The organism is Hoeflea sp. AS16 (genome assembly GCF_038900095.1).
In the GTDB taxonomy this organism is placed as follows: Bacteria; Pseudomonadota; Alphaproteobacteria; order Rhizobiales; family Rhizobiaceae; genus Hoeflea.
Genome location: NZ_JBBMQQ010000001.1, coordinates 345,906 through 372,078, shown reverse-complemented (window position 1 = coordinate 372,078; position 26,173 = coordinate 345,906). Strand labels below are relative to the sequence as shown.

Sequence of the window (26,173 nt, the reverse complement as noted above, 5' to 3'; positions counted from 1 at the left end):
ATCGGAGGAGGGCTCACTCTGGTAACAATCCTTGCCGTCTACGCCGACGATGTACAACGATTCACCGGAGTTCCCATACCGGACCACATCGTTGTCCGGTATTTGCCTCTAGTAGTTCTACTGTTACTCAGCGGGTTCTTCGGCCCGACCGGCTACTACGCTCCATGGCGCATTCTTTGGCGCATAATCCCAGCACTGAACGACTGGTTTCCTGATCTGAACGGGATATGGGTCGGAAGCACGAGTTCCAACTGGCCAACCATCAAAAAGTTGGTTGAGGCCGCACAGTCTAATGGTCAGATTAGTGAGAAGGAACTTCACGACCTGCCGGATCAGCAGGACGCGATGGCAATAAGGATCATAAACTCCCTTTTCACATTACAGGTCCAAGCCGGTTTAAGCTCCACAAACGGTATATCCTATTCGATTACCGCGAAGCCATGGCGAGACCAGCACACTGGGCGGATACACCTCTCATACGTCTACCGACAGCAAACGCCGAATCACACGATCACTGACGAGGAAACTCACCTTGGCTCTGCAGACTTGGAACTAATGGCTGAAGATTATCGCCGTGCCGAGGGCACATATTGGACAAGACGTGCCTGGCGAAACGGACGTAACACTGCCGGCACCCTAGCATTGACGTTGCTCACTGCTAACTTTGTAAAGCAGAAATCGCTCCAGCAATACGCTATGGACCATCAGAAAACCCTCGCGAACCTATAGATCGCCGGGTGGACGGCCAACCATTAGCCAACCTATCTCGGCTGCCCCAATGGCTTCTGCCGCCGCCAGTAATAAAACAAGTTGGCCAGCGCTACCGACACGATCCTTGCATCGACGGCATCCCACTGACTGATCAGTACGATCGGCACCCAACACCTCACCTCCCCGCCAAGATCTTCGGCACCTTGTTTGGCCGGAGCCTATGCGCATCCGGCATGCCTGAGCCCAGCAGCGGGCGCAGATACATGCGGAACGCGTCGGTCACGTCGTGGCCGCAGCCGGAGATGAAGGCGTCGGGCATGATCCGGGTCTTTCCGGCCACCAGTTCCAGCGGAACCAGTTCGTAGTCGACCGAGTAATGGCCGGTGCGCTTGATCGCCACCGATCCGTCACGGTCGCCGAACATGCCGTATTGCACCGCCTTCTCGCCGACCTCGCGGGCCTCGTTCTGGTCGACATCGGACACGCAACCGACGAAACTGCGCTGGATATAGCCGAGCGTATCGCCCCGGACCCGGGTGATCTTGAGCTTTTCCTTGACCTTCTGCGTCAGCAGATCGGCCAGCGCACCGCTTCCGGAGAGTTGCACATTGCCATGCGCGTCGCGTTCGACCTCATTGGCGAGCCTGGCGATGATCGGCTGGCCCGAGCCGTCTTGGATGCCTTCGCTGACGGCGACGACACAGCGCCCGAGCCGGTCATAGACCTGCTTGACGTCGCCCAGGAACCGGTCGATGTCGAAGGCTCGCTCGGGCATGTAGATCAGGTGCGGCCCGTCATCGGAGAATTTCTTGCCGAGCGCCGATGCGGCGGTGAGAAAGCCCGCGTGGCGGCCCATCACCACGCCGATATAGATGCCGGGAAGCGCTGCATTGTCGAGGTTGATGCCCATGAACGCCTGCGCCACATAGCGCGCAGCCGACGGAAAGCCCGGCGTATGGTCGTTCTCGACCAGGTCATTGTCGATGGTCTTCGGGATGTGGATGCAGCGCAGATCGTAACCCGCCTTGCGCGCCTCGTCATTGACGATCCGGACCGTGTCGGAGGAATCATTGCCGCCGGTGTAGAAGAAATAGCCGATCTCGTGCGCCTTCAGCACCTTGAAGATTTCCTGGCAGTATTTCAGGTCCGGCTTGTCGCGCGTCGAGCCAAGCGCCGAAGACGGAGTGTTGGCGACCATTTCCAGATTGTGGGTGGTTTCCTGGGTCAGATCGTAAAAATCCTCGTCCAGAATCCCGCGCACCCCGTGCACCGCGCCGTAGATCAGCTCGACCTTGCGGAACTTGCGCGATTCCAGCACCGCGCCCACCATTGACTGATTGATAACCGCCGTCGGTCCACCCCCCTGGGCGACCAGCACCTTGCCATGAAACACTGAGTTCTCCTCCTGTATGCCGATCTGCAATCAGCACCATTTGTGGCCGGCAAACAAGAGCTGGCTGATATCCAGCGGTGCCCTCTCGTTTGATCAATCCGCCAGCCTTGCGGTTGAACCGGGCATTGGTTGACCCGGCACCAGACGCCCGGTGCGAAGCCCCTACCCCGGCACCCCCAGCGGCCTTTGCTGCCGCCAGTGATAAAACACCTTGGCCATCGCCGCCGAGACGATCCGCGCGTCCACCGTGTCCGACCGGCTGGTCAGCATGATCGGCACCCGGGCGCCCAGCGCAATCCCCGCCGACGAGGCGCCGGCGAGATGGATCAGCTGCTTGGCGATCATGTTGCCGCTTTCCAGATTTGGCGTCACCAGAATGTCGGCATAGCCCGCCACATCCGAGACGATGCCCTTGGCAGCCACTGCGGCCGGAGAGATGGCATTGTCGAAGGCCAGCGGCCCGTCGACCTTGCCGCCGACAATCTGGCCCCGGTCGTGCATCTTGCAGATGGCCGCGGCGAGCAGCGTTGACGGCAGCTTGCCGGTCACGGTTTCCACCGCCGACAGCAACGCCACCAGCGGCACCTCGACGCCGAGCGCAATGGCCAGATCGATGGCGTTCTGGACGATGTCTTTCAAGGATTCGAGATCGGGCGAGATGTTGATCGCTGCGTCGGTGACAAACAGCGTCCGGTTCTGCCCGGGCACATCGAGCGCAAAGACATGGGTAAGCCGCCGCTCGGTCCGCAACCCCTTGGTCTTGTCGAGCACGGCTTCCAAGAGTTCGTCGGTGTGCAGCTTGCCCTTCATCAAGGCACCGGCGCGCCCCTCGTGCACCAGCGCCACGGCCACTTCCGCCGCCGCATGGCTGTGCGGCGCGTCAACGATCTCGAGACCGGAAAGATCCAGCCCGGCCTGCTCTGCCGCGGCCTCGATCTTGGCCGTCGGGCCCACCAGCACCGGCGTGATCATGCCCTCGTCACGCGCCGCGAGCGCACCGCCGAGGCTGAGATCATCGCAGGGGTGAACCACCGCCGTCAGCAACGGATCGAGCGTTCTTGCCTGTTCAACCAGCGCGCCGAACCGCACGCCCGGCGCGGTAAGGCGCGACACCGGCATCCGGGCAATGTGGCGTCTGATCTTGGTGCGCGGCGCCTCAACCTCGGCATGGCCGGAGACGATTGTCTCGCCAGCTTCGTTCAGGCAGCTGCAATCCAGGGTGACGTGGCCGGTGCTCTTGTCGATGCCGGTAACTTCAACCCGCACGGTGATGCGGTCGCCGACACTGACCGGCTGATGAAACTTGAGCGTCTGCCCCACATGCACGGTTCCCGGCCCCGGCAGCCGCGTTGCCAGAACCGCGGAAATCAGCGTGCCTGCCCACATCCCGTGCGCAATGCTCTGCTCAAGTTCCGGCCCTTCCTCCTCGCCATCCTCCAGGCTGGCCGGGTTGACGTCGGCCGAAACCGTGGCGAACAGCGCAATGTCCGGACGGGTCAGAACTCTCTCGATTTCAGCGCGATCCCCGACCGCGATCTCGTCGACGGTGCGATTTTCAATCAGATCCATGCAGACACTCCAAAGGCACTTCATTGACGGCATCCGGCAATCCGTCCTGCCGGAAGGTAATTTGGCGAGATGACGGGACAAACCCCGGACGGCAGCGAACTTGCATCAGTGCTGCGTCAGATACAAGGCAGGCCGGACGCCGGACGGCGATTGAGCTGCCGCTGCCGGCGTCATGCGCAAAAGGACCTGCCAGCGCGGGCGGCAGCTGGCAGGTCGGCCCGAGCGTCCGGGGACGTATCGACGCTCAGGCGATATCGTCCGGACCGGGCGCACGCTTGCAGCCGGTGATCATGGCGCGAACCAGGTTCTCGCCATGTTCGAGACTTGCGACGATGACGCCGCCGACATGCAGCGCGATCAGGCCAAGAGCGGTGAAAGCCGCGCCTTCATGCAGTTCCTCGACCCATTTCACACCCCAGAAGGCATCTGTCGTCATCATCCAGCCACTGAGAGAAATCACCGCGATGGCCAGCAACAGGCCAACCACCATCAGGCCGCCCGCCGGATTGTGCCCCAGATACCGCCGGGCTTTCAGTCGCGCCGTATCGGCGAGAAACCCCGCCACGGTCGATGGTCCGTAGATGAACGAGAAAAACCGTGCGTGCCGCGACCCGACAAAACCCCAGATCACCCGGAAACCGATCAGGCCGGCAATGATGTAGCCCGCCACCTCATGCGGCTGTTGCCACTCGTCGCCGGTGAGAAAGGCGAATGTGAACAGGCCGACAAGCGACCAGTGGAAGATCCTGACCAGCGGGTCCCACACCCGGACGGTTGCCGGCGAGCGAATGCCGCCGGCTTCCATCGTGGTCTTGGCTGCAAGCATCAGTCGTCAGCCTTCACCTTGACCACATCTCCTGTGCCCGGGTGAAAATAGACTTCAACACGCTTGCCACCCTTGTCGAGCGCATAGGCTTCCGCGCAGCCGTCATCGACCTTGATCGAGCGCACGTCATAGCCCAGGCTTTTGGCCTTTTCCATGATCGCGGCATCGCTCATCCACTGGTCGCGCGGCACATTCGGGCAGTCCTGGGAGGCAAGGGCTGCGGCCGGTGCGAGAACCGAAAAAAGGGCGGCGGCGATAAGCGGTGATTTCATGATCTGTCTCCTTCGATAAAGCGATCTGGCCCTTTGGCCGTTGACGCTGGCTTTATCGCAGAGCCATCATGACAATCCGCTGATGGGGTCTGTCAGCGTTTTGTCATTTTCAAACAGCGATGCTGCCACGATGAACCCCACGCTATGCCGCCTCTCATTGATCACTGTACTCGCGCTGGCACCAGTTGCCTCCGTTGCCGATGATGATCATCACAAACGCCACGACATCGATGCGGCGGTCAGGAAAGGCGAAATCCTGCAATTGTCGGAAATCCTCAAGCAGGTCAAACCGCAGATCGACGGCAGGATCCTGGAAATCGAGTTCGAAAACTCAAAGCACCATCCGATTTACGAGATCTATGTCCTCGACCGCACCGGACGCCGCCTCGAATATGAGGTCGACGCCCGGACAGCCAGAATCATAAGCCTGGAAGACGACCATTGATCCCATGCGCATTTTGCTAGTCGAAGACGATCAACGGATCCGGCAGGATGTCACGACCGCCCTGGAGGCGGCCGGTTATGTCGTCGACGCCGAGGCCAATGGCGAGGAAGCATGGTTTCTCGGCGACACAGAAACCTATGCCGCCGCCATTCTCGATCTCGGCCTGCCCGGCATGGACGGATTGACCGTGCTCAAGCGCTGGCGCGCCGAAGGCCGTGACTTTCCGGTGCTGGTGCTGACCGCCCGCGGCGCCTGGACCGAGCGCGTGGAGGGCATCGACGCGGGCGCCGATGATTACCTGCCCAAACCCTTTCGCATGGAGGAGCTGGTTGCCCGCCTGCGCGCCATCATCCGCCGTTCCGGCGGTCAGGCGAGCCCGGTCGTCATCGTTGGCGAGGCCGAACTCGACACGCGGCAGATGCGGCTCAGCGTAAACGGGGTTCCCGTCAGCCTCTCGCCGCAGGAATACCGCCTGGTCGCCTATCTGATGCTGCACAAGGGCCGTGTGGTCCCCCAGCAGGAACTCTCCGAGCATCTGCAATCGGTTCATTTCGAGCGCGAATCCAACGCCGTGGAGGTGCTGGTCGGACGGGTCAGACGGAAACTGCCCGTCGCGCTCATCGAGACGCGCCGCGGTTTTGGCTACATCGTCAACGAGCCGGGAAGTTCTTCATGAAAACCGGCCGGTCCTTGCGGTTCAGGCTGTTGGCCTATGCCGCCATCGTTCTCGCGACAGCCCTGCTGGTGACCGGCATCGGCCTGTCTGCCCTGTTCTCCCGCCATATCGAGCGCCGCATCGGCCAGGAACTCGACACCCACCTGAGCCAGCTGACCGGCAGCTTGCGTCTGGATGCCAACGCAACCCTGTCGCTGAACCGCGAACCCGTCGACCCCCGGTTCCAGGCGGTGTTCGGTGGCTTGTACTGGCAGGTTGACGATGAAACCGCGGCCAGCCAGCTCAAGTCACGGTCCTTGTGGGATACCTATCTCGACATACCCGGCGACGTGCTGCGGCCCGGCGAGACCCACGTGCACGACACCACCGGTCCGCTAGGCTCGAGAGTGCTGGTTCACGAAACACTGGTCCTGCTCTCCGCACCGGACGGAGATCACCGTTTGCGGGTGGCCGTCGCCATCGACCGGGCCGAGATCAGCGCGCTTGAAACAGGATTTGCCAGGGATCTGGCCCCGGTGCTGGCCATCCTCGGCGGTGTGCTGCTGCTTGGCTTTCTGCTGCAGATCGGGGAAGGCCTCAAACCGGTTCATCGGGTGCTATCAGGCGTCACCGCAATCCGAAATGGAACACTAAGGCGTCTAAAGGCCGATGGTGTACCACGGGAAGTGGCGCCACTTGTCGAAGAGGTCAATGCCTTGCTGGACGCCCAGGATCAGGCCATCAGCCGCGCCAGGGACCGCGCCGCCAACCTGGCTCATGGCCTGAAAACACCTCTGTCAGCCCTGGTCTCGGATGTGGAACGGCTACGCGCCAGGGGCGAGACAGACATCGCCGATGACATTTCCGAATTGACCGGGCGCATGCGTCGTCATATTCAGCGGGAACTGGCCCGCGCCCGGCTGCGTCATGGCCGCAGTCAGGATCAAACGCCAGTGAAGCTGATTGTGGACGGTATCATACGTGCGCTCAAGCGGACGCCGGAGGGGGAAAATCTGGATTTGGCATGCACTGTCGAAGCGGATCTGACCGTCCCGGTCGATCCCGATGATCTCAATGAACTGATTGGAAATCTGGCGGAAAACGCCGTTCGCTTCGCCAGCACCCGTGTCCTGATCGACGCTGAGACAACGATGGACGCGGTCGTGATCCGGATCGTCGACGACGGCCCGGGCCTTGATCACGCGGCAGCAACGCAAGCCATCAACCCTGATCTGCGGATTGATCAAACAGGGGCCGGCGCCGGTCTCGGCCTGGCGATATCCGGCGATATTGTCGATTCTTTCGGCGGCAAGCTTGACCTCGGTACATCACCTCTGGGAGGGCTTGAAGCCCGGATTTCCGTTCCGCTGACCACAACGGCCGGCTCGCACTCGGGGCTCCATCATCCCGCACCAAACAGCCATTAGACCTGCAAGGAAGACCCGCATGAAACTGACCCGGCCTGCAATCGGCAGCACCACCCTGAGCCTGCTGGTGGCCGCATGGATGATCTTCGTCGTCAACGATGCCTTCTGGACCAGAACTGTCGCGGCCTTTGGCGATCACCGGCAGGCACTGATGGCCTTTGCCATCGGCATTTCTGCCTTGCTCACGGTCCTCTCGATCAGCGTGACGCTCAAATACATCAGCAAACCCATCTTCATCATTGCCCTTTTCAGCGCCGCCGCAGCGGCCTGGTTCATGGAAAAATTCGGCGTCATCATCGATATCGACATGATCCGCAATGCAGCCCAGACAACCAGCTCCGAGGCCGGACATCTGATGACGCCGGCCTTCTTCCGCCACATGACCGTGTACGCGGTGCTGCCCTCGCTGCTGGTTGCCCTTGTCCGCATTCGCCACCGCACCTTCGGCGCCAAGCTGAAATGGAACACGGCACTTGTTGTGCCGCTGCTGCTGCTCACCCTGGTCATGACGCTTTGGCAATATCCCGCCATCGCCTCGACGCTGAGAAACAACCGCATCATCATCAAGACGCTCAACCCGGTCTCGCCGATCTTCAATGCGGTCAAGTTTGCATTCGTCGAAGACAACAACCGGAGAATCGTCGCCCAGCCGCTTGATACGGATGCCAAACCGGGCCCGCTGATCGCCAAGGCTGACCGGCCGGTCGTCACCATCATCGTCGCCGGGGAAACCGCCCGCGCCCAGAATTTCTCTTTGGGCGGCTATCCGCGCAAGACCAATCCGGAACTTGAAAAACGCGACATCGCCTATTTCAACAATGCTTCATCCTGCGGCACCGCCACCGCGATTTCGCTTCCCTGCATGTTCTCGCTGCTGCCCCGGTCCGGCTATTCACACGAGGCCGGACTGGCACAGGAAAATGTTCTCGACGTCCTCGCTCACGCCGGCAACGAGGTGACTTGGTGGGAAAACAACACCGGCCACAAGGGCGTGGCCAGCAGGCTGCCTGCCCGCGATTTTTCCGCCGAGAACGATCCGCGCTTTTGCATCAGGCACGAATGCCGCGACCAGGTCATGATCGATGCACTCGGGCCCTGGCTTGACGCTGTCGATGGCAACGCCACCCTCGTGTTGCACCAGCTGGGCAGCCATGGTCCGGCTTACTACGCACGCTATTCGGAAGAAGAGAGACTGTTCCGGCCCGATTGCCGCTCGGCGGAATTCGCAGCCTGCACCAGCGAGGAAATTGTCAACGCCTACGACAACACCATCGTCGCCACCGACCGGATGCTGGCCCAGATTGTCGACATGCTGGCCGCACGTTCCGATCGCCTCGCCTCGGCCATGATCTACATGTCCGATCATGGCGAGTCGCTGGGCGAAAAAGGTCTCTATCTGCACGGAATGCCCTATATGTTCGCCCCTTCGGAACAAACCCGCATTCCGGCCATCATGTGGCTCTCAGACAGCTATTCGCGGATCTTCGGCGTCACCACCGCATGCCTGCAGGGCCAGGCGGATGAGCCGGTTTCCCATGATAACCTGTTTCACACGGTGCTCGGACTGATGGACGTGGAGGCCGCGCACTATGATGCAGCGCTCGACATCACCACCGGATGCCGGACACCGTCCAGCTGAACCGAAGTCACAGCTTCGGCTCTAGTCCAGCGTGCGGCGGAACCGCATGAGTGCGATGACCATGTAAACCGCGACAAAGACCAGCAATGCGAGCAGCGGCGTGGCCACGCCTTGCAGGTCGGCGCCCTTGAGCATCACCGCCCGGATGATCCTGAGAAAATGCGTGAGCGGGAAGATTTCGCCCAGCGTCTGCGCCCATGGCGGCATGCCGCGGAAGGGAAACATGAAGCCCGACAACAACAGTGACGGCAGAAAGAAGAAGAAGGTCAGTTGCATCGCCTGCATCTGTGTCCGCGCCAACGTCGAAAACGCGTAGCCCAGCAGCACCAGCGCCAGCACGAAGATCAGGATGCTGACCAGCAACAGCGTCAGCGAGCCGACAAACGGCACGTTGAACAGGAACTTGGCCGCCGTCAGCACCACCAGCACCTGGACCCCGCCGACAACCAGGAACGGCAGCACCTTGCCGAGCATGATCTCCAGCGGGCTCGCCGGCATTGCCAGCAAGTTCTCCATCGTGCCGCGCTCGGTTTCCCGCGTCAGCGCCATCGAGGTCATCATCACCATGGTCAATTGCAGGATCACGCCCAGCAGCCCCGGAACGATGTTGTATTGCGTGATGCCCTCGGGATTGTAGAGCCGGTGCACCACGACCTCGAGCGCGGCTGTCGATTGCCGCGCGGCCGCCGCTTCCGCCGACTGCTCGCGCAACAGCGCCTGCGCCGCCACGGTGCCTAGCGTCGATATCGCGCCGGACGCCACCGACGGATCCGTCGCATCGGCCTCGATCAGGATCTGCGGATGGTCGCCGCGTTGCACCCGGCGGGCGAAATCCGATGGCACGGTGACGACAAAGGACACCGCCCCTGACTGGATCAGCCGCTCCGCCTCCGCCGCACTCGCCACCACATGGTCGAACCGGTAGTAGCCGGTGTTCTCCATCGCCGAAACCATGGCGCGGGTGTAGTGGTCGTGACTGGTGGTCACCAGAGCAGCCGGCAGGTCCTTGGGGTCATTGTTGATGGCAAAACCGAACAGCACCAGCTGCATCAGCGGCACGCCCAGCATCATCGCAAACGTGATCCTGTCACGCCGCATCTGGATGCTTTCCTTGGTGATGATGGCCATCAGGCGGCGAAGGGAGAACATCGTGCTCATGCCATATTGTCCGTAGCGTTGCCCATGAACTGGATGAACACGTCCTCAAGGCTGGTGCTGCCTTCCCTGAAGCGTACGCCGGTTTGCCCGGCCACCTGCGTGACCGCCGCCGTAAGAGCCGCCTTGTCCTGGCCAACCACATGCAGCGTCAGCCCGAAAGGCGCAACCTGGTCAACGCCGTCCATCCCCTTCAGCAATCTCGCGGCTTCGGTGATCTTGCCGTCTTCGAGGATGAACGTCGTCAGCGCCGCATCGCGGATGACATCAGGCACCGTGCCGCTGGCCAGCAGCTTGCCATAGGAAATGTAGTGGATGCGGTGACAGCGCTCCGCCTCATCCATGTAGTGGGTGGAGACCAGCACCGTCAGTCCTGAGGTGGCGCGCAGGTGGATTTCGTCCCAGAACTCCCGCCTGGCTTTGGGATCGACGCCAGCCGTGGGTTCATCCAGCAAAAGCAGTTTCGGCTTGTGCATGATGCAGGCGGCAAGCGCCAGACGCTGTTTCCAGCCTCCCGACAGCGTGCCCGCCAGTTGCTTGCGGCGCGAGGACAGGCCGAGATCTTCCAGCGTATCGCGAACAACAGCCGTAACAGGATCGAGATCATAGAGCCGGGCAACGAAGGTCAGGTTCTCTTCAATCGACAGATCCTCGTAAAACGAGAATTTCTGCGTCATGTAGCCGACTTCGCGCTTGATCTGCAGCCCCTCGGTGCGGATGTCATGCCCCAGCACCCGCCCCTCGCCTTCATCCGGTGTCAGCAATCCGCACATCACCCGGATGGTGGTTGTCTTACCCGACCCGTTCGGCCCCAGGAACCCCGATATCTCGCCTTCCGCCACCTGCATCGAGACATGATCGACAACGGTCTTGTCGCCGAACCGCTTGACCAGCCCGTTGACGTCGATGACGTTCATTGCCCGGCGCTTTCCAGATCGACATCGACGATCTGTCCCGGCACCAGCGCCCAGGCATCGTCGTCCGGGCGGGCTTCGACGAGATAGACCAACTTCTGCCGGTTCTCAAGCGAGTAGATCACCGGCGGGGTGAACTCCGGATCTGCCGATATGTAGCTCACCGTTGCCCGCATCCCCTCGCCGCAGCCATCGCAATGGACATTGAGCTGCGAACCGACACGGATGCTCGAAAGCGCAAATTCCGGAACATAGACCCTGAGCTTGAGTGCGTCGTCAGGCAGCACCGACAACACCGGTGCTTGCGGCCCGGCAACCTCGCCGGTGTTGCGGATGATGTCGGAAACAACGCCGGACTGCGGGATCGACAATGTCCGCTTGGAAAGCCGCCATTCAGCAGATTCGAGAATGGCCTTGGCCTGTTCGACCGCGGCCTGCGCCGCCTTGATCTCGTTGGAGCGTGCCGGCAGCTTCGCCACCGCCAGATTGGCTTCCAGCTCGGCAACCTTGGCCTGGGCCAGCTCCACGGCGGTCGAGGCCGTGTCATAGGTGGCTTGGGTCGAAATCCCCTGTTTCAGCAGATCCGCCTGCCGCTGCCGCACCCGTTCGGCTTCGGCAGCCTGGGCCTGTGCAGACCTGAGCGCTGCGGCGATGCTGGCAATTTCTTCTGGCCGCCGGCCTTCCTGCAGATTGGCAAGCTGACGTTCGGCCTGCGCCAGCCCGGCTTCGGCCTGTGCGACAGCAATCTCCGCATCGCGCCGCTCCAGCCGTCCCAGCGCCTGTCCCGCAAGCACCCGGTCGCCACGCCTGACACCGATCTCGACGATCTGCGCCGTCTCGATCGGCGCCACCAGCACATATTCGCCCTCGACATATCCGACAGCCAGCGGCCCTGCCCCGCCGCACATCGAGAACAGGCCGGCAATGACGGGTATGGCGCAAATGAAGGACATCATCAGTCCTGCTTTCTGTTGGTAGCTATGAACGCGCGTATATTGTTCAGGATCACCGCCTTGATCGCCTCGACCTCGGCGGGGCCGGCCGCTTGCCACTCCATCCGCCGGGCAACGATGGCGTGCCCGATGCGGAAATAGACAACCTGACCCGCAATGCTGAAGGTGCCAAGGCGGATCAGGTCGCTTTCGGGGTCATGGCCGGTGGCCAGCCCCAGAAGCGCGCAAAGATTGCTGTGCACGGGCAGGATGAAATCGCTGTAGACCCGGTCAAAGACCGCGCCCGGCACCCCCATTTCCCGCAGCATAAAGCTCGCAATGTCGCGCGCATCGACCTGCCCGAGCATGAAATCCGTCATGCCCATCAGCACGCGCTCGAACCCCGCCTGCGCCAGCGCCGGATCGCCTTTCGGATCGATCGCGCCCAGCACCGGACCGACAACGCCCTGGATGCGGCTTGCGACCATTTCCGCGCAGGCAAGACGCAAGCCGTCCTTGCCACCGAAATGATAGGCGATGGAGGCAATGTTCGCATCCGCGGCTGCAGCGATCTCGCGGGTGGAGGTCGCCTCGAATCCCTTCGTCCCGAACAGCCGGATACCGGCCATCAGCAACGCGGCGCGGGTCTGGTCGCCGGCTTTAGTGACATTGGGGGAGACGGTTGATCCTTCAGACACGGCACTTTCCATGGTTTGACTTGACCAGACCGTAGCCGCGATCAAAAATTTAATCAATCGTTTGATTATATTTTTGATCAGGACGACAGACAGCCCTGAGCATCATCGGCGTGGCATCAAATCACCTTGGCTTCAGCTATATATTCAGAATAACAAGTGAGGCGGCGTCATCACCTGACGCCCGCCTTCAGTTGCGACGGATCTTTCGCATCATCAGCCAGCTGTAGAGCCTCGGCGAAAGCCGGTTGATGCGCCAGCCAAGGCTCGCCACCCGGCCAACAGGAATGAAGCTCTTGCCGCGCCGCCAGCCGCTCAGGATGATCCCGGCGGCATGATCCGGGCTCATCTCGTCAAATCCGTCCGTCGCAGCCCCCGGCCTGCCGATCCCGTCCTCCCCGGCATCAAGCCGCCCCGGATTGGTGGCGACAAAGGAGGGCGCCGCGATCACCACCTTGACCCCGTGCTGCGCCTCTTCGGATGCCAGCGACGAGAAGAAGCCGTTGAGCGCATGCTTGCTCGCGGCATAGGCCGTGCGCTTGTAGAGCGGCGCAAAGCCGGCCACCGAGGAGACCGCCAGGTGCGTGCCCCTGCCCGCCCGGACAGCTTTCAGCAGTCCTGCGGCCATCCGCACCGAGCCGAAATAGTTGATATCCATCACCAGCCGTTGCGAGGCCAGCGTGGTGTCATCAAACAGCCCGATCTGGGTGACGCCGGCGTTGTGGATGACGAGATCAAGCGCCGGGTGCCGCGCCGAAATCTCCGTGCACACCGATGCGACCGCGTCCTCGTCGGTCAGGTCGCAGGCAAATTGCTCAACCCGGTCACTTTCAGGCTGCAAGGCCTGCAACGCACCCGGCAGGTCAACCAGCACCACGCGCCAGCCATCCGCGAGCAACTGGCGCATGAATGCCTGCCCGAGCCCGCCGGCACCGCCGGTGACAACCGCAACGCCGCTCATAATCCCGCCGCCTTGCGCCACAGATCAAAAGTCTGGGCGCTGGTCAGTTCCGGGCTATAGCCGAATTCGGTTTTCAAGGCAGAATTGTCGAGCACCGGACGATATTGCAGAAACCGCACCTGTTCCGGCCCATAGCGCGAGACGCCGAGCGGCCGCGCTATGCCCAGCGCCGCTTTCAAAAGCCAGGCCGGCAAGACCATTACCGGTTTACCCAGCGCTTTCGCCAGTTCGTGAACCGATAACGCCCCGTCGCCGCAGACATTGAAAATGCCTGCCGGCCCCTCACCCGCTGCACGCTTGAGAATGCGTGCCAGGTCACGGGTCCAGATGAACACGAACGGGCTGTCCGAGCCCTGGACAGCGATCAGCTTTGGCCGGTGAAACAGTTCGGTGATCTGGTTTTCCAGCCCGGCGCCCAGCACCGTGCCAACCCGAAGCACCACCTGTTCGAGCTGCTTGTTCGTAACGCGCGCCTCGGCCAGCATTTCCTCGACCTGGCGCTTGTGGTCGGAATAGGCAAATTCGCGGTTTCCCCGCACCGGATCGCTCTCGCTGAGCGGCACAGGATTGTCCGCATGGTAACCGTAGGCCGCGCCCGACGAGGTCACCACGAGACGCCTGACGCCGTGCCGGATCGCGGCGTCAAGCACATTGCGCGTACCCTTCACATCGACATCGTGGGCAAATTCACGGGTCATGCCGCGCGATGGCGAGACAATCGACGCCAGATGCACGATCACCTCGGGCCGGAAATTCCCGATCAAGCGTTCCGCATCGTCGCCACGGACATCCAGCACCTCGAAGCCAATCCCGTCCGGCACAACGTCGGGCTTGCGCACATCGGTCGCCAGCGTCTCGATACCGGCTGCCGCCAGTTCCTCGATCAGCACCTGCCCGACCGCACCGGCAGCGCCGGTAACCAGCACACGGCTCATCGCACAGCCTCCCGGCGCGACCAGAGACTGGCCAGCGCAAGCCCGGAGATGGCGTGCCAGATGCCCCAGAATGCCGCGGCCACCGCCATGCCGCCAAGCCCGCCGAAGAAGGCGAATATCAGCACCAGGCCGAGCCCCGAGTTCTGGATCCCGGTTTCGATGGTGATGGCGCGGCGGTCGTAATCCGACAGCCGCATCACGCTGGCTGAGAGGTAACCGCCCGACAGCGCCAGCCCATTGTGCAGGATCACCAGCCCGGCCACAGCCCCGGCATAGGACAGGAAGAAGCTCCAGTTTGCCGCCAGTGCCAGCACGATGAAGGCGATGAAGATCGCCATCGAGATCCGCTGCATCGTATTGCGGATCCGCGCGGCAAATTCCGGGCTTCTGACATTGAGCAGGATTCCCAGGATCAACGGCAGGATCAGCATGAAGAACACGGTGATGGCTATCGACACCGGATCAAGCGTCGTCTGTCGCAGGATCGCCCGCGTCGGCTCATACAGGTTGCCCCAGAAGGCGACGTTGAACGGCGTCATGATGATGGCAGCAACCGTGGCAATCCCGGTCATCGACACAGACAGTGCCGAATTTCCGCCCGCACGGTGGGTGATGAAGTTGGAGATATTGCCGCCCGGACAGGCCGCCACCAGGATCAGTCCAAGAGCGATCGAGGGTTGCGGATTGGTGACCAGCAGCATCGCGAAAGTCAGCACCGGCAACACCACGAATTGCGAAACCATGCCGGTCAGCAGCGATTTCGGCGTCCGCACCAGCGCGCGGAAATCGCCGGGCTTCAGGTCCAGCGCGATCGAAAACATCACGACCGCCAGGATGGCATTGAGCAGCATCAGGCTTCCGGGGCTGAAATTCAGCCGGATGGCGTCGATATCGCTCATTTGCCACCGCCTTTCAGCGCCGCGATCCAGCTGTTGACGGCGTTGCGGTAGGTGGCCTTGTCGACGTAATAGGCCATCCGTGGCAGATCGATGTACTTCATCCCGCCCGTGGCACGTTTGAAGCCGGAGGCTTTCTCCTCCCTCAGCGCCTTGACTGCCATTGTCTCTTTCTTCAGCCCGGCAATATAACGCGCCACCATTTCAGCCTGCTCGTGACGGCCCTGCCAGCCGAGACCGGACGCCTCCACCATGCCCAGCACGAACAAATCGTCGCGCTCGGGATGCAGGCAGTTCAAAAACAGGTGCGGCGCGTCGCCCTGCCAGTTCAAAAGCGCCTTGTCGATGAACGGGTAATGCAGCTTGTAGCCGGTCGCCGCCAGGATGAGATCATAATCGGCTTGGCCGCCATCCTTGAAATGAACCGTGTTGCCGTCAAACCGGTCGATATCCGGCCGGACCTTGATGTCGCCGTGGCCTGCATGAAACAGGATCAGCGAATTGACCACCGGATGGGATTCGTAAAGCGCATAATCAGGCTTCGGGAAGCCATATTTGGACGGATCTCCGGTGAACCATTTCAGGATCATGCCGTCGACCCGGCGCTTGAGCCACATCGGAAGCTTGATCGCGCCGCCCATCGTATCGGCGGGCCGCCCGAAGACATATTTGGGGACGAAATAGTAGCCGCGCCGCATCGAGATATCGCAGCTCTTGCCGTGATGGATCGCATCCACCGCAATGTCGCAGCCCGAATTGCCCGCCCCGATGATCAACACCCGCTTGCCCTTGAACGCCTCCGGATCCCGGTAGGCGCTGGAATGCATCAGCTCGCCGGAAAAACTGCCCTTGAACTCCGGCATATTCGGTTCCGACAAGGTGCCGTTGGCGATCAGCACCCCGGCAAATTCGGCCTGGTTCTCCGTCCCGTCGGCCTCGCGCCATGTCACGCGCCAGCCGTCGCCGGATTTGCCCAGCGGATTGACCGACAGCACTTCAGTGCCAAAGCGGAAATGCTCGTAGATGCCGAAATGATCGGCGAACTTGCGGAAATAGTCCCTGAGTTGACGATGCGAAGGATATTCCGCCACGTCGCTGTCCATCGGAAAATCGGCGAACTCGGTCATCTTTTTCGACGAGATCAGATGCGCCGTCTCGTACATGGTCGATTTCGGCCCGTCGATGTCCCAAAGCCCACCGACGTCACCATGCAATTCAAACCCGGTAAAGGCGATCCCTTGCTCGATCAGCGTCTTGGCCATCGCCAGCCCCATCGGGCCGGCGCCGATCAAGGCATAATGACCGCGCAGGTCTTCGCTACCGGCCGGCTTCTCTCCAGCCGTCTCAACTCTCATGTCCAACTGTCCCCCTCCCTGGCTTCAGTGGATATCCTCTTCGACTCAATATTGAACGATCGTTCAATTTAAGGCAAGATGAATTATGGACAGCAAATCACCAGCCACCGGACGACAGGACCAGCCGCGCCGCCGCGCCGTTTCCAAACGGTCGCTGGCCACCAGCCTGAGCATCCTGGATGCGGCCGAACGGCTGTTTGCCGAGCGCGGCTATGACGGCGCCTCGGTGCGCGACATCGCCAGCGCCGCCGGCGCGCAGATCGCCTCGATCAGCTTTCACCACGTCAACAAGGAAACACTGTTCGAGCGTGTTGTCGAACGGCGGGCTTCGGAATTGTCGCAATTGCGGCTTGAAGCGCTTTCGGCGCGGAAGCAAGGGAATGAACCGCTTACGCTTGAAGCGGTACTGTCGGCTTTCCTGCGCCCCTATCTCGAAAAGGCCGGCGCCGGGGACCCGCAATGGCTTGCCTATGCACGGCTGGTGGCCATGGTCTCCGCCGATACCCGCTGGCATACGATCTCCGAGCGCTGCTTCGACCCGACAGCCGGGGTCTTCATCGCCGAAATCGCCACCCTGTTCCCCGACGCCGACACAACGACCATCGCGGTAAGCTTCATTTTCTCGGTCTCTGCCATGCTGTCACTGTCGACCTCGCGATGGCGTATCGAGGCTCTGGCCGCGGCATCCGGCGATCAGCCAGCCATGGAGCGGCTGGCCGATGATCTGGTCAGGTTCTGCGCCGCCGGCATGCGCGCAGCACTCGAGCGCTGACGTCAGCACCCTGTCCAAAGAACCATCCCATCCCGGTCAGTTCAGCAGGATTTCCCCGTCAACCCGGCGCCACTCGTTCGGGCCGATCAGTTTCTGATGCGCATACCGGACGGAGTGAAGCTTGCCATCGAGCCTGGCTTCCCAGAAATCGAGGAACTTCCGCATTTCCGGAAACTCCGGGGCAAGATCGTAATCCTGCCAGATGTAGCTTTGCAGCAGCGACTGAAAGTCGGGCCGCCGGTAGAATATGTGCGCTGTGGTCAAGCCATAGCCATCCATCTGCCGTTCGAACTCGGGTGAAACCATCGCTCTCGAACCTCCTGTTGTTCAACAGTCAAATGACACCAAAAGACGGTTGACTTGGCAAGAGAAATCGTACATTCCGATGATATTTCAATATGTTAGCAGCCATCATTCACGAGTGCTGATTTTTTCGCATGAGGCTCTTGAAAACGCACTTTTCAAAAACCAAATCGTCTGCCGCCGGGCGCCTTGAAAAATGAGGGCCGGGCTTTCGCCGGGAGGCCATCGGCTCCGGGCGGAATGGGAGCCAATACAATGTTTGTCCAGGAGGAAAACATGAAATTCCGACCTCTGCATGACCGTATCCTTGTTCGCCGCGTTGAAAGCGACGACCGCACCAAGGGCGGCATAATCATTCCCGACACCGCCAAGGAGAAGCCGCAGGAAGGCGAAGTCATCGCCACCGGCCCCGGCGCACGCAACGAGCAGGGCGAGACCATCGCGCTCGATGTCAAGCAAGGCGATCGCGTGCTCTTCGGCAAATGGTCCGGCACCGAGATCCGGCTTGATGGCGAAGACCTGCTGATCATGAAGGAGTCCGACGTACTGGGCATTCTCGACGCCGGTTCTGCAGTCAAGGCGGCGGCCTGATCGTCTGCCGGACCACTTGGGAAAGATTTGAAAGGAACGAAAAATGGCTGCAAAAGAAGTCAGGTTTCATACCGACGCACGCGACAAGATGCTGCGCGGCGTCGACATTCTCGCTGATGCGGTAAAGGTGACCCTCGGTCCGAAGGGCCGCAATGTTGTCATCGACAAGTCCTTTGGCGCACCGCGCATCACCAAGGACGGCGTCTCGGTCGCCAAGGAAATCGAGCTTGAGGACAAGTTCGAGAACATGGGCGCACAGATGCTGCGCGAAGTCGCCTCCAAGACCAATGATCTGGCCGGCGACGGCACCACCACCGCAACGGTTCTCGCCCAGGCGATCGTCAAGGAAGGCGCCAAGGCGGTTGCCTCCGGCCTCAACCCGATGGACCTCAAGCGCGGCATCGATCTCGCCGTCGACGCCATTGTCGGGGACCTCAAGAACAGCGCCCGCAAGATTTCCAACAATGACGAGATCGCCCAGGTCGGCACCATCTCGGCCAATGGCGACACCGAAATCGGACAATATCTCGCCAAGGCCATGCAGAAGGTCGGCAATGACGGTGTGATCACCGTCGAGGAAGCCAAGACCGCCGAGACCGAACTCGAAGTTGTCGAGGGCATGCAGTTCGACCGCGGTTACCTCTCGCCCTATTTCATCACCAACCAGGACAAGATGCGGGTCGAGCTGGAAGAGCCCTATGTGCTCATCCACGAGAAGAAGCTCTCCAACCTGCAGGCCATGCTTCCGGTTCTTGAATCCGTGGTCCAGTCGGGCAAGCCGCTGCTGATCGTTGCCGAGGATGTCGAGGGCGAAGCGCTGGCGACACTGGTCGTCAACAAGCTGCGCGGCGGCCTCAAGATCGCTGCCGTCAAGGCACCCGGCTTCGGCGACCGCCGCAAGGCAATGCTTGAGGACATCGCCATCCTGACCGGCGGCTCGGTGATTTCCGAAGACCTCGGCATCAAGCTCGAGAACGTCACCCTCGAGATGCTTGGCCGCGCCAAGAAGGTCTCGATCGAGAAGGAAAACACCACGATCATCGACGGCTCCGGATCGCGCAGCGAGATCGACGGCCGCATCGCCCAGATCAAGGCGCAGATCGAGGAAACCAGCTCCGACTATGACCGCGAGAAGCTGCAGGAACGGCTGGCCAAGCTTGCCGGCGGCGTCGGCGTCATCCGCGTCGGCGGCTCCACCGAAGTCGAAGTCAAGGAGCGGAAGGACCGGGTCGACGACGCCCTGCACGCAACCCGTGCCGCGGTCGAAGAAGGCATCCTGCCCGGCGGAGGCGTAGCCCTGCTGCGTGCGGTCTCCGCGCTCAATGACCTCAAGCCCGCCAACGACGACCAGCGCGTCGGCATCGAGATCGTCCGTCGGGCCATCGAGGCGCCCGTCCGCCAGATCGCAGAGAACGCCGGGGCCGAAGGCTCGATCATCGTCGGCAAGCTGCGCGAGAAGGACGACCGCGCCTGGGGCTGGAACGCCCAGACCGGTGAATATGGCGACCTGTTCAAGATGGGCGTGATCGACCCCGCAAAGGTGGTTCGCACCGCCTTGCAGGATGCCGCTTCCGTTGCAGGCCTGCTGGTCACCACCGAAGCCATGATTGCCGAGAAGCCCAAGAAGGAAGCTCCCGCCCCGGCAATGCCGTCCGGCATGGACTTCTGATCCATCATCCGGCCCGACAAAAGAAGCCGCCTCGTCTCCGGGGCGGCTTTTTCATATGATCGAACAGGTCGTCAGGCCAGCCCGAAACCAGCACCGGGCGCGCGAGAATGCCCGGCGAGACCTGCCCGGCACGCGCGCCCCCTTCTAGGACTTGTCCGCGTCCCCGGAGGTGTCCTCGATGTCATGGCCTTTGCGGATCGACCGGACCACCATCCAGGTAAAGCCGATCGCCACCGGCACGAACAGTGCCGACATCATTCCCGCCTTGATCGGCAGCCCCAGCCCGTCGAGCGGCTTGGCGAGATAGCCGAACAGGCCGACGATGTAGTAGGAAATTGCCGCCACCGACAGGCCTTCAACGGTCTGCTGCATCCTGAGCTGCAACTTCACCCGGCGGTTCATCGAGCTCAAAAGCGCACTGTTCTGGCGTTCGAGTTCAACATCGATCCAGCTTCTGAGCAGCGCCGTTGCGCGCGAGAGTTTTCGCGACAGGTTCGCCTGCCGCTCCTCGATCGACTGGCAGGTGCGCATCGCCGGTGCCAGCCGCTTTTCCAGGAACGCACCGATGGTCTCGAAGCCGGGCTGGCCGGTCTCATTGAGCGAGGCAATGCGCTCACGCACGATGGTGTAGTAGGCCCGGCTTGCACCGAACCGGTAGAGGCTGAGCGCGGCGTTGGCCTCGAGCTCTGCAGCAAGCACCGTGATGTCGGCCAGCAGGCTGTCGGCCTGCTCGCGCGCACCGGTCTTCATCGCTTGCGTGATCTTGGTCAGCCCGTCCTCGATGCGGCGCATTTCAGGCGAAAGCGATCGTGCCAACGACAACCCCAGCGCAGCGAGCGTCCGGTAGGTTTCGATGTCGAGAAGCCGCTGCACCACCGCGCCGCGGCCGGCATCGCTCATGCCCTTGTCGATCACCAGAATGCGGGTCAGCCCGTCGCCATCCTGCCGGAAATCGGTGGCGATCAGCGCCTGCCCATCCTTGACCTCGCTCAGGCAAAGGCTGGTGGGGTCGAAACTTTCAAGCGCCGCCTTTGTTGCCGCCGAATCCTGGCGCACCTCAAGCCGGATGCCCGCGATCAGGCTGCCCGGCGGCGAAAACTGGTCACCGAACGGGTGCGTGTCCAGCCCGTCGCCGAACCTTGCCGGCGCAGGCGCATCCCAGAAATAGGTGGAAAATTCCGTGTGCCGTTCCCAGCGCAGGGTGCCCTGCCCCCAGCCCATCGCAAAATGCGCCGCGTCGCGTCCCGGCACCGCCACACCCCGCGCCCGCGCCAACTCGGCCAGCACCGCATGATCCACCGCCGACCCGCCATCGGTTAAAAAGGCCAGCTGAAAGATGACACGCGACTTGCCCACAAGCGCCAGCGGCCGCGCATGGATTTCGCCCAGCGCATCGGCCCGGCCCGGAGCCATCGGAAACGAGAATCTGCCCATGCTGCTGCCCTCTCCTTGCCCCGCGCACTTTGATCATAGCAGATCTGCCCGGACACGGGAGTACCGTAACATTGCATTTGCGCTATGTGTAGGGCCGGCGGCAATGGCAGGCAAAGCGACAATTCAGCGCTGGCAAGCCGACACCCGCACCGGCTCGTCCGCCGCGGCGCCAAGCTCCAGGCACCCACCCGCGTGACACAGTTTCCAGGCCGACACGGTAGCCCCCGAGGAGGCCAGGACCAGTTCAGGCACCAGCGGTGTGTCGGGCGACCACACCCACCAGCCATCTTCGAGCCTTGCCCCTTCGCCCGGATCCATGCCGGCGCCCGAGCCCTTGACCCTTGCCTCAGTCAGTTCCAGCCCCTGCGGCGTTACCCGCCAGGCCTCTGCCCATTCGGTCTTTTCCACCGAATGGGTCCAGGACAGCGTAAACAGCGTGGTCGCAATCGCAACCGCCTTGCCACCCGCCGCAACACAGAGCGCGAGCGACATTCAGGCCGCTTCCGTGCGCCTGCGCATCTGCCGCCACGCGAGGAATGCGAACACAGCCGCCAGCACAAAGCCGATCTCGTCGGTCAGCGGCAGGGACGCCACCAGCGTGAAGGCAGCGACCATTCCCAACGCCCTGAGCGGCCAGCCGAGCGGGCTGCCCAGGAACCCGATCACTGCAGCCCCCCACAGCCCGATCGCCAGCGCGGTCTTGGCGACGATGTAGATCACCGCCGGCACATAGCCGACTTCGGCTGCCAGGGGCCCGCCATCCTGCAGCATCAGCGCCGGCGTGTAGACCGCCATGAACGGAATGACGAAGCCCGCGGCGGCCACCTTGATCGCCTCCATCGAGATCTTTAGCCCGTTCTCCTTGGCAATCGGAGCGGCAGCGAAACAGGCCAGTGCCACCGGCGGCGTCAGGTCCGCCAGGATGCCGAAATAGAACACGAACATGTGGCTGACGATCAGCGGCACACCGAGTTCCAGGAGCGCCGGGCCGGCAATAGACGAAGTGATGATGTAGTTCGGGATCGTCGGAATCCCCATCCCCAGCACGATGCAGGTGATCATCGTCAGCACCAGCGAGAGGAACAGGCTCTTGTCACCGACCGAGACGATGAACTGGCCAAAGGTATTGGCAGCACCTGTGAGCGTCATCGTGCCGATGATGATGCCGACCACGGCGCAGGCAACGCCCACCGGCAACGCGGTCTTGGCGCCTTCGGCAAGCGAATCCCGGCAGATGACAAGCGTCTCGCGCCCGCCCTTGCTCAGCGCATTCCAGGCAACCAGCGCCAGCACCGCGGCCAGGATCACCATGATGCCGAACTGCAGGAAGGCTGCAGCGACTAGCCCGAGCCCGATCCAGAACATGATCCGGATCACCCCGGCAGGCAGGCCCAGCGCGATCGAACCGCCGAGAATAAGCAGCACCGTCAGCGCCAGCCCGACCGTTCCGGCAAACAGCGGCGTATAGCCCGTAAACAGCAGATAGATCAGCATCAGCAACGGCAGCACAAGGTACCATTGTTCCTTCAGCGCCTTCATCGGCGATGGCAACTCGCTCTTCGGCAGGCCGACCAGGTTGTGCTTGCCCGCTTCCAGATGCACCATCCAGAAGGCAGACGCGAAATAGAGAACCGCAGGAATGATCGCCGCCTGCACCACTTCGTAATATTCGACGCCGAGCGTCTCGGCCATGATGAAGGCCACCGCCCCCATCACCGGCGGCATCAGCTGCCCGCCCATCGACGAGGTCGATTCCACACCGCCGGCGAAGGCCGCGCGGTAGCCGAATTTCTTCATCAGAGGGATGGTGAACTGCCCGGTGGTCACGACATTGGCCACGCCCGAGCCCGAGATCGTGCCCATCAGTCCCGAAGAAATCACCGACACCTTGGCGGCCCCGCCGCGCTTGTGCCCGACGATGCCCAGCGACACATCGGTGAACAGCTGGATCATGCCCGCCTTCTCGAGGAACGAGCCGAACAGGATGAACAGGAAGATGAAGCTCGACGACACGAAGATCGGGATGCCGTAGATCCCTTCCGTGCCATAGGCCATATGGTCGATCACCTGGGCGAAATCGTAGCCGCGATGATCGAACGGCGCCGGCAGATATTCGCCGAACAGGCAATAGGCCAGGAACGCGCCGGAAATGATCGGCAGCGCCGGCCCCATGATCACCCACGCAGCAGCGAACACGGTGGCGAGCGCGATAACGCCCAGCACGATGTCGCGTTGCAGCGGGTCGCCCGCGCGCAACAGCAGCTCGGTGTATTCATACCATTGATAGAAGGCGACAACGACGCCAAGCCCGGCCATGATCCAGGCCAGCGTCTTGACCGCCGGGCCGGATTTCCTTGCCAGCGCCACCAGCGGGAAGGTCAGAAGCATCAGGAAGCCAACATGGATCGCCCGCACCACCTGGCTGGCGAAATCGACAATATGGGCTGCCGTCGCAATCTGGAAAACCGAGAAAATCAGCGCCAGCCAGAACAAGAGCCGCCCTTCCGGCGTGGAGGGAAAACTCTCCGCCAGCGGGTCATGCAGACCCAGATCGGGTTGACCTTCCGGTGCCTGATGCGGCGTCTGATCATGAAGCATGCGATGTTCTCCCCCAAAACGCAAAAGTCCGTGGCGGCCACCTTCCTAAGGAGCCGCCACGGTCAGATAGTGATGTGATCCGGTCGCCCGGTCTTACATCAGGCCTTTTTCCTTGTAGTAGCGCTCGGCGCCGGGATGCAGCGGCAGCGGCATGCCCTTGATCGCATTTTCCAGCTTGATCTGGGCAGCAGCCTTGTGAGCGGCCTCGAGTTCGGGAAGGTTCTCGAACAGCTGCTTGGTCATCTGGTAGGCAAGTTCATCGCTGACATCGGAATGCGTGACGAGGAAGTTGACCACGGCCACTGTGCTGACATCGGTGTCCTGGCCGTTGTAGGTGCCGGCCGGAATGGTTGCGGCGATGTAAGGTGCGCCAAGCGCCGTCACCACGTCCTCGGGCACGGCCACCATCTGCACATCGATCGAGGTCGACAGGTCCTTGATTGACGACACGCCGAGACCGGCCGACTGCAGTGTCGCATCCAGCTGACGGTTCTTGATCAGCTCGACCGATTCCGCGAATGGCAGGTATTCGGTCTTCGACAGATCGTCATAGGACATGCCGGCCGCGCCAAAGATCTTGCGCGCATTGAGCTCGGTGCCTGACTTTGCAGCACCGACCGACAGGCTCTTGCCGTTCAGGTCGGCAAAGTTCTTGATGCCCGATTCTTTCGACGCAACGATCTGGATGTAGTTGGGGTAGACGGCGGCAATGCCGCGCAGTTTGTCGAGCGGAGCCTTGAAACCGGCTTCCGGGTCGCCCTCCCAGGCCAGCTTGACGGAATCGCCGAGCGCCAGGGCCAGTTCGCCCTTGCCCTGCTGCAGCAGGTTGAGGTTTTCAACCGAAGCCTTGGTCGACTGCACCTGGGTGCGAACGCCGTCGATCTTCTCTGCGTAGATTTTCGACAGGCCAACGCCGAGCGGATAGTAGACGCCCGAGGTTCCGCCGGTCAGGATGTTGACGAATTCGGCGGCCTTTGCAGGCGCCATCGACAGGCCCATGGCTGTCGCAGCCATAAGGCTGAGCAGGCTTCTTCGGTTGATGCTGATCATAAGGATCTCCTCCATGTTATTCTGATTGGGAAGCATGCGGCTTCGCAGCACTTCAATACGGGTTTCCGCCTGCAATGAGCGTGCCAAATTCCGCTGTACAGGAATTCTGCAGCTCTGGGCAGATCCGAACTGGGATACTGGCAATTTATTGCCCACATGCAAGACCCAATGGGCAAGGAACTGCCCGCCCTCGCTTTTGCAAGAGGCCCCGCATCTGCCTTTGCCAGGCAGAAAGCGCGGACTGGCACCCCCTTGCCAGTCCGGTTTCAATGCATCGAATATGGAAGATCAGCGCAAGCCGAACAGCCTTCTCGGAGTTCAGCCTGGCATTTTCTGATGCTGCGGCAGGTCGGGGTCCAGCGGCGTGGTCGGCAAGGCACTGCTGAGGAAGATGTTCATCATCGGCCTGATCACGGATGGATCGTCAACCGAGCCTGCCCGAATGCCGATTCCGCCCGGACGGCTGGTGTTCTTGCTGAACAATTGCGATCCGCAATTTTCGCAGAACATCTTGGTCATGTTCGATCCGCTGTCAGCACCGTGATTGTAGGTGCGCGGATAGCCCCTGATGGTGACGCTGGCCTCGGGCACGAACATGGTTGTGGCATGAACCGAGCCCATTGCCTTGCGGCAATCGGAACAGTGGCAGTTCATGATCAGGGGCGGATCGATTTCACAGCTGTATGTCACGCTGCCGCAAAGGCATCCGCCGGTAAATTTTGTCATCAAAGTCTCCATCTGGCCGCATCGGCCATGTTCGGTTCGCGAGTTGGTAATGGTGCGGATGAGCAAGTTTCGGGCGCCTATCCTTGACTGCGCACACACCTTGCATTTGATCGCCCGGGTGCGTGGCCCCGAAAGAGACACCGTCACCTGGGCAATAGGCTTCGACGGTTTCGCCCCGCACCGGCCGCTTGGGAGGATAGCGGCCGTATGGATGCGGCGGAGCGAAACCTGTCTGTGGTCGGAAGACGAG

Annotated in this window: 25 protein-coding genes; 7 read left to right on the top strand and 18 right to left on the bottom strand. The window is 61.7% G+C overall.

The genetic code is table 11. From position 1 onward, the window contains the following. Positions 1 to 886: 886 nt before the first annotated feature. The 4 genes from WNY80_RS01735 to WNY80_RS01720 form a co-directional block, all read right to left on the bottom strand. On the bottom strand, positions 887 to 2,104 hold the full coding sequence (locus tag WNY80_RS01735) for a 6-phosphofructokinase (RefSeq protein WP_342885614.1): 1,218 nt from the start codon (positions 2,102 to 2,104) through the stop codon (positions 887 to 889). A 162-nt stretch (positions 2,105 to 2,266) separates the two neighbouring features. After that, positions 2,267 to 3,673 carry a bifunctional enoyl-CoA hydratase/phosphate acetyltransferase gene (locus WNY80_RS01730; protein ID WP_342885613.1) on the bottom strand — a complete coding sequence of 469 codons (1,407 nt, stop codon included), beginning with the start codon at positions 3,671 to 3,673 and terminating at the stop codon, positions 2,267 to 2,269. A 244-nt stretch (positions 3,674 to 3,917) separates the two neighbouring features. Continuing rightward, positions 3,918 to 4,499, bottom strand: coding sequence for a cytochrome b/b6 domain-containing protein (locus WNY80_RS01725; protein WP_342885612.1), 582 nt, complete (start codon positions 4,497 to 4,499; stop codon positions 3,918 to 3,920). Then, positions 4,499 to 4,771, bottom strand: coding sequence for a PepSY domain-containing protein (locus tag WNY80_RS01720; protein WP_342885611.1), 273 nt, complete (start codon positions 4,769 to 4,771; stop codon positions 4,499 to 4,501). The genes WNY80_RS01725 and WNY80_RS01720 overlap by 1 nt, the downstream gene beginning before the upstream one ends. Before the next feature lie 157 nt (positions 4,772 to 4,928). Here WNY80_RS01720 and WNY80_RS01715 point away from each other — a divergent pair, with 157 nt between their 5' ends. The 4 genes from WNY80_RS01715 to WNY80_RS01700 are packed head-to-tail and all read left to right on the top strand — an operon-like array spanning position 4,929 to position 8,937. After that, a complete protein-coding gene (locus tag WNY80_RS01715; protein ID WP_342885610.1) occupies positions 4,929 to 5,216 on the top strand; it encodes a PepSY domain-containing protein in 288 nt (95 codons plus the stop codon). 4 nt (positions 5,217 to 5,220) lie between these two features. Continuing rightward, the gene (locus WNY80_RS01710) at positions 5,221 to 5,892 is read left to right on the top strand and encodes a response regulator transcription factor (RefSeq protein WP_342885609.1); all 672 of its coding nucleotides are present in this window, start codon (positions 5,221 to 5,223) and stop codon (positions 5,890 to 5,892) included. Next, entirely contained in the window at positions 5,889 to 7,298 is a 1,410-nt protein-coding gene (locus WNY80_RS01705; protein WP_342885608.1) for a HAMP domain-containing sensor histidine kinase, read from the top strand. Before WNY80_RS01710 ends, WNY80_RS01705 begins: the two co-directional genes overlap by 4 nt. A gap of 19 nt (positions 7,299 to 7,317) precedes the next feature. Beyond that, positions 7,318 to 8,937 carry a phosphoethanolamine--lipid A transferase gene (locus tag WNY80_RS01700; RefSeq protein WP_342885607.1) on the top strand — a complete coding sequence of 540 codons (1,620 nt, stop codon included), beginning with the start codon at positions 7,318 to 7,320 and terminating at the stop codon, positions 8,935 to 8,937. Positions 8,938 to 8,958: 21 nt separating this feature from the next. On the opposite strand, the gene WNY80_RS01695 is transcribed toward WNY80_RS01700, so the two are convergent. The 8 genes from WNY80_RS01695 to WNY80_RS01660 all read right to left on the bottom strand — a co-directional run bounded on the left by WNY80_RS01695 (position 8,959) and on the right by WNY80_RS01660 (position 16,780). Next, positions 8,959 to 10,095, bottom strand: coding sequence for an ABC transporter permease (locus WNY80_RS01695; RefSeq protein WP_342885606.1), 1,137 nt, complete (start codon positions 10,093 to 10,095; stop codon positions 8,959 to 8,961). After that, the gene (locus tag WNY80_RS01690) at positions 10,092 to 11,009 is read right to left on the bottom strand and encodes an ABC transporter ATP-binding protein (RefSeq protein WP_342885605.1); all 918 of its coding nucleotides are present in this window, start codon (positions 11,007 to 11,009) and stop codon (positions 10,092 to 10,094) included. Before WNY80_RS01690 ends, WNY80_RS01695 begins: the two co-directional genes overlap by 4 nt. After that, positions 11,006 to 11,959, bottom strand: a complete 954-nt coding sequence (locus WNY80_RS01685; protein ID WP_342886285.1) for an HlyD family efflux transporter periplasmic adaptor subunit — start codon at positions 11,957 to 11,959, stop codon at positions 11,006 to 11,008. Before WNY80_RS01685 ends, WNY80_RS01690 begins: the two co-directional genes overlap by 4 nt. 2 nt (positions 11,960 to 11,961) lie before the next feature. Beyond that, entirely contained in the window at positions 11,962 to 12,636 is a 675-nt protein-coding gene (locus WNY80_RS01680) for a CerR family C-terminal domain-containing protein (RefSeq protein ID WP_342885604.1), read from the bottom strand. Between the two features lie 187 nt (positions 12,637 to 12,823). Continuing rightward, positions 12,824 to 13,594, bottom strand: coding sequence for an SDR family NAD(P)-dependent oxidoreductase (locus WNY80_RS01675; protein WP_342885603.1), 771 nt, complete (start codon positions 13,592 to 13,594; stop codon positions 12,824 to 12,826). After that, positions 13,591 to 14,529, bottom strand: coding sequence for an SDR family oxidoreductase (locus WNY80_RS01670; RefSeq protein ID WP_342885602.1), 939 nt, complete (start codon positions 14,527 to 14,529; stop codon positions 13,591 to 13,593). The genes WNY80_RS01675 and WNY80_RS01670 overlap by 4 nt, the downstream gene beginning before the upstream one ends. Beyond that, positions 14,526 to 15,428: a bile acid:sodium symporter family protein gene (locus WNY80_RS01665; protein ID WP_342885601.1), complete on the bottom strand. Its 903-nt coding sequence runs from the start codon at positions 15,426 to 15,428 to the stop codon at positions 14,526 to 14,528. The genes WNY80_RS01670 and WNY80_RS01665 overlap by 4 nt, the downstream gene beginning before the upstream one ends. After that, positions 15,425 to 16,780, bottom strand: coding sequence for an NAD(P)-binding domain-containing protein (locus WNY80_RS01660; RefSeq protein WP_342885600.1), 1,356 nt, complete (start codon positions 16,778 to 16,780; stop codon positions 15,425 to 15,427). The genes WNY80_RS01665 and WNY80_RS01660 overlap by 4 nt, the downstream gene beginning before the upstream one ends. A gap of 85 nt (positions 16,781 to 16,865) precedes the next feature. Here WNY80_RS01660 and WNY80_RS01655 point away from each other — a divergent pair, with 85 nt between their 5' ends. Then, on the top strand, positions 16,866 to 17,552 hold the full coding sequence (locus WNY80_RS01655) for a TetR family transcriptional regulator (RefSeq protein WP_342885599.1): 687 nt from the start codon (positions 16,866 to 16,868) through the stop codon (positions 17,550 to 17,552). 36 nt (positions 17,553 to 17,588) lie between these two features. Here the strand turns inward: WNY80_RS01655 and WNY80_RS01650 are convergent, their stop codons facing one another. After that, positions 17,589 to 17,858: an usg protein gene (locus tag WNY80_RS01650; protein ID WP_342885598.1), complete on the bottom strand. Its 270-nt coding sequence runs from the start codon at positions 17,856 to 17,858 to the stop codon at positions 17,589 to 17,591. Between the two features lie 273 nt (positions 17,859 to 18,131). Between WNY80_RS01650 and WNY80_RS01645 the strand changes: the two genes are divergently transcribed. Beyond that, a complete protein-coding gene (locus tag WNY80_RS01645; RefSeq protein WP_342885597.1) occupies positions 18,132 to 18,446 on the top strand; it encodes a co-chaperone GroES in 315 nt (104 codons plus the stop codon). A 43-nt stretch (positions 18,447 to 18,489) separates the two neighbouring features. After that, on the top strand, positions 18,490 to 20,115 hold the full coding sequence (groL, locus tag WNY80_RS01640) for a chaperonin GroEL (RefSeq protein WP_342885596.1): 1,626 nt from the start codon (positions 18,490 to 18,492) through the stop codon (positions 20,113 to 20,115). 144 nt (positions 20,116 to 20,259) lie between these two features. Here groL and WNY80_RS01635 read toward each other — a convergent pair whose 3' ends face one another. From WNY80_RS01635 to WNY80_RS01615, 5 genes are all read right to left on the bottom strand, one after another. Then, a complete protein-coding gene (locus WNY80_RS01635) occupies positions 20,260 to 21,549 on the bottom strand; it encodes a DUF3422 family protein (protein WP_342885595.1) in 1,290 nt (429 codons plus the stop codon). A 123-nt stretch (positions 21,550 to 21,672) separates the two neighbouring features. Then, positions 21,673 to 22,041, bottom strand: coding sequence for a DUF1850 domain-containing protein (locus tag WNY80_RS01630; protein WP_342885594.1), 369 nt, complete (start codon positions 22,039 to 22,041; stop codon positions 21,673 to 21,675). Further along, positions 22,042 to 24,147 carry a TRAP transporter permease gene (locus tag WNY80_RS01625; protein ID WP_342885593.1) on the bottom strand — a complete coding sequence of 702 codons (2,106 nt, stop codon included), beginning with the start codon at positions 24,145 to 24,147 and terminating at the stop codon, positions 22,042 to 22,044. A 93-nt stretch (positions 24,148 to 24,240) separates the two neighbouring features. Further along, complete coding sequence (locus WNY80_RS01620; RefSeq protein ID WP_342885592.1) at positions 24,241 to 25,197, bottom strand: TAXI family TRAP transporter solute-binding subunit; 957 nt, start codon at positions 25,195 to 25,197, stop codon at positions 24,241 to 24,243. A 318-nt stretch (positions 25,198 to 25,515) separates the two neighbouring features. Next, positions 25,516 to 25,923 carry a GFA family protein gene (locus tag WNY80_RS01615; RefSeq protein ID WP_342885591.1) on the bottom strand — a complete coding sequence of 136 codons (408 nt, stop codon included), beginning with the start codon at positions 25,921 to 25,923 and terminating at the stop codon, positions 25,516 to 25,518. Positions 25,924 to 26,173: the final 250 nt, after the last annotated feature.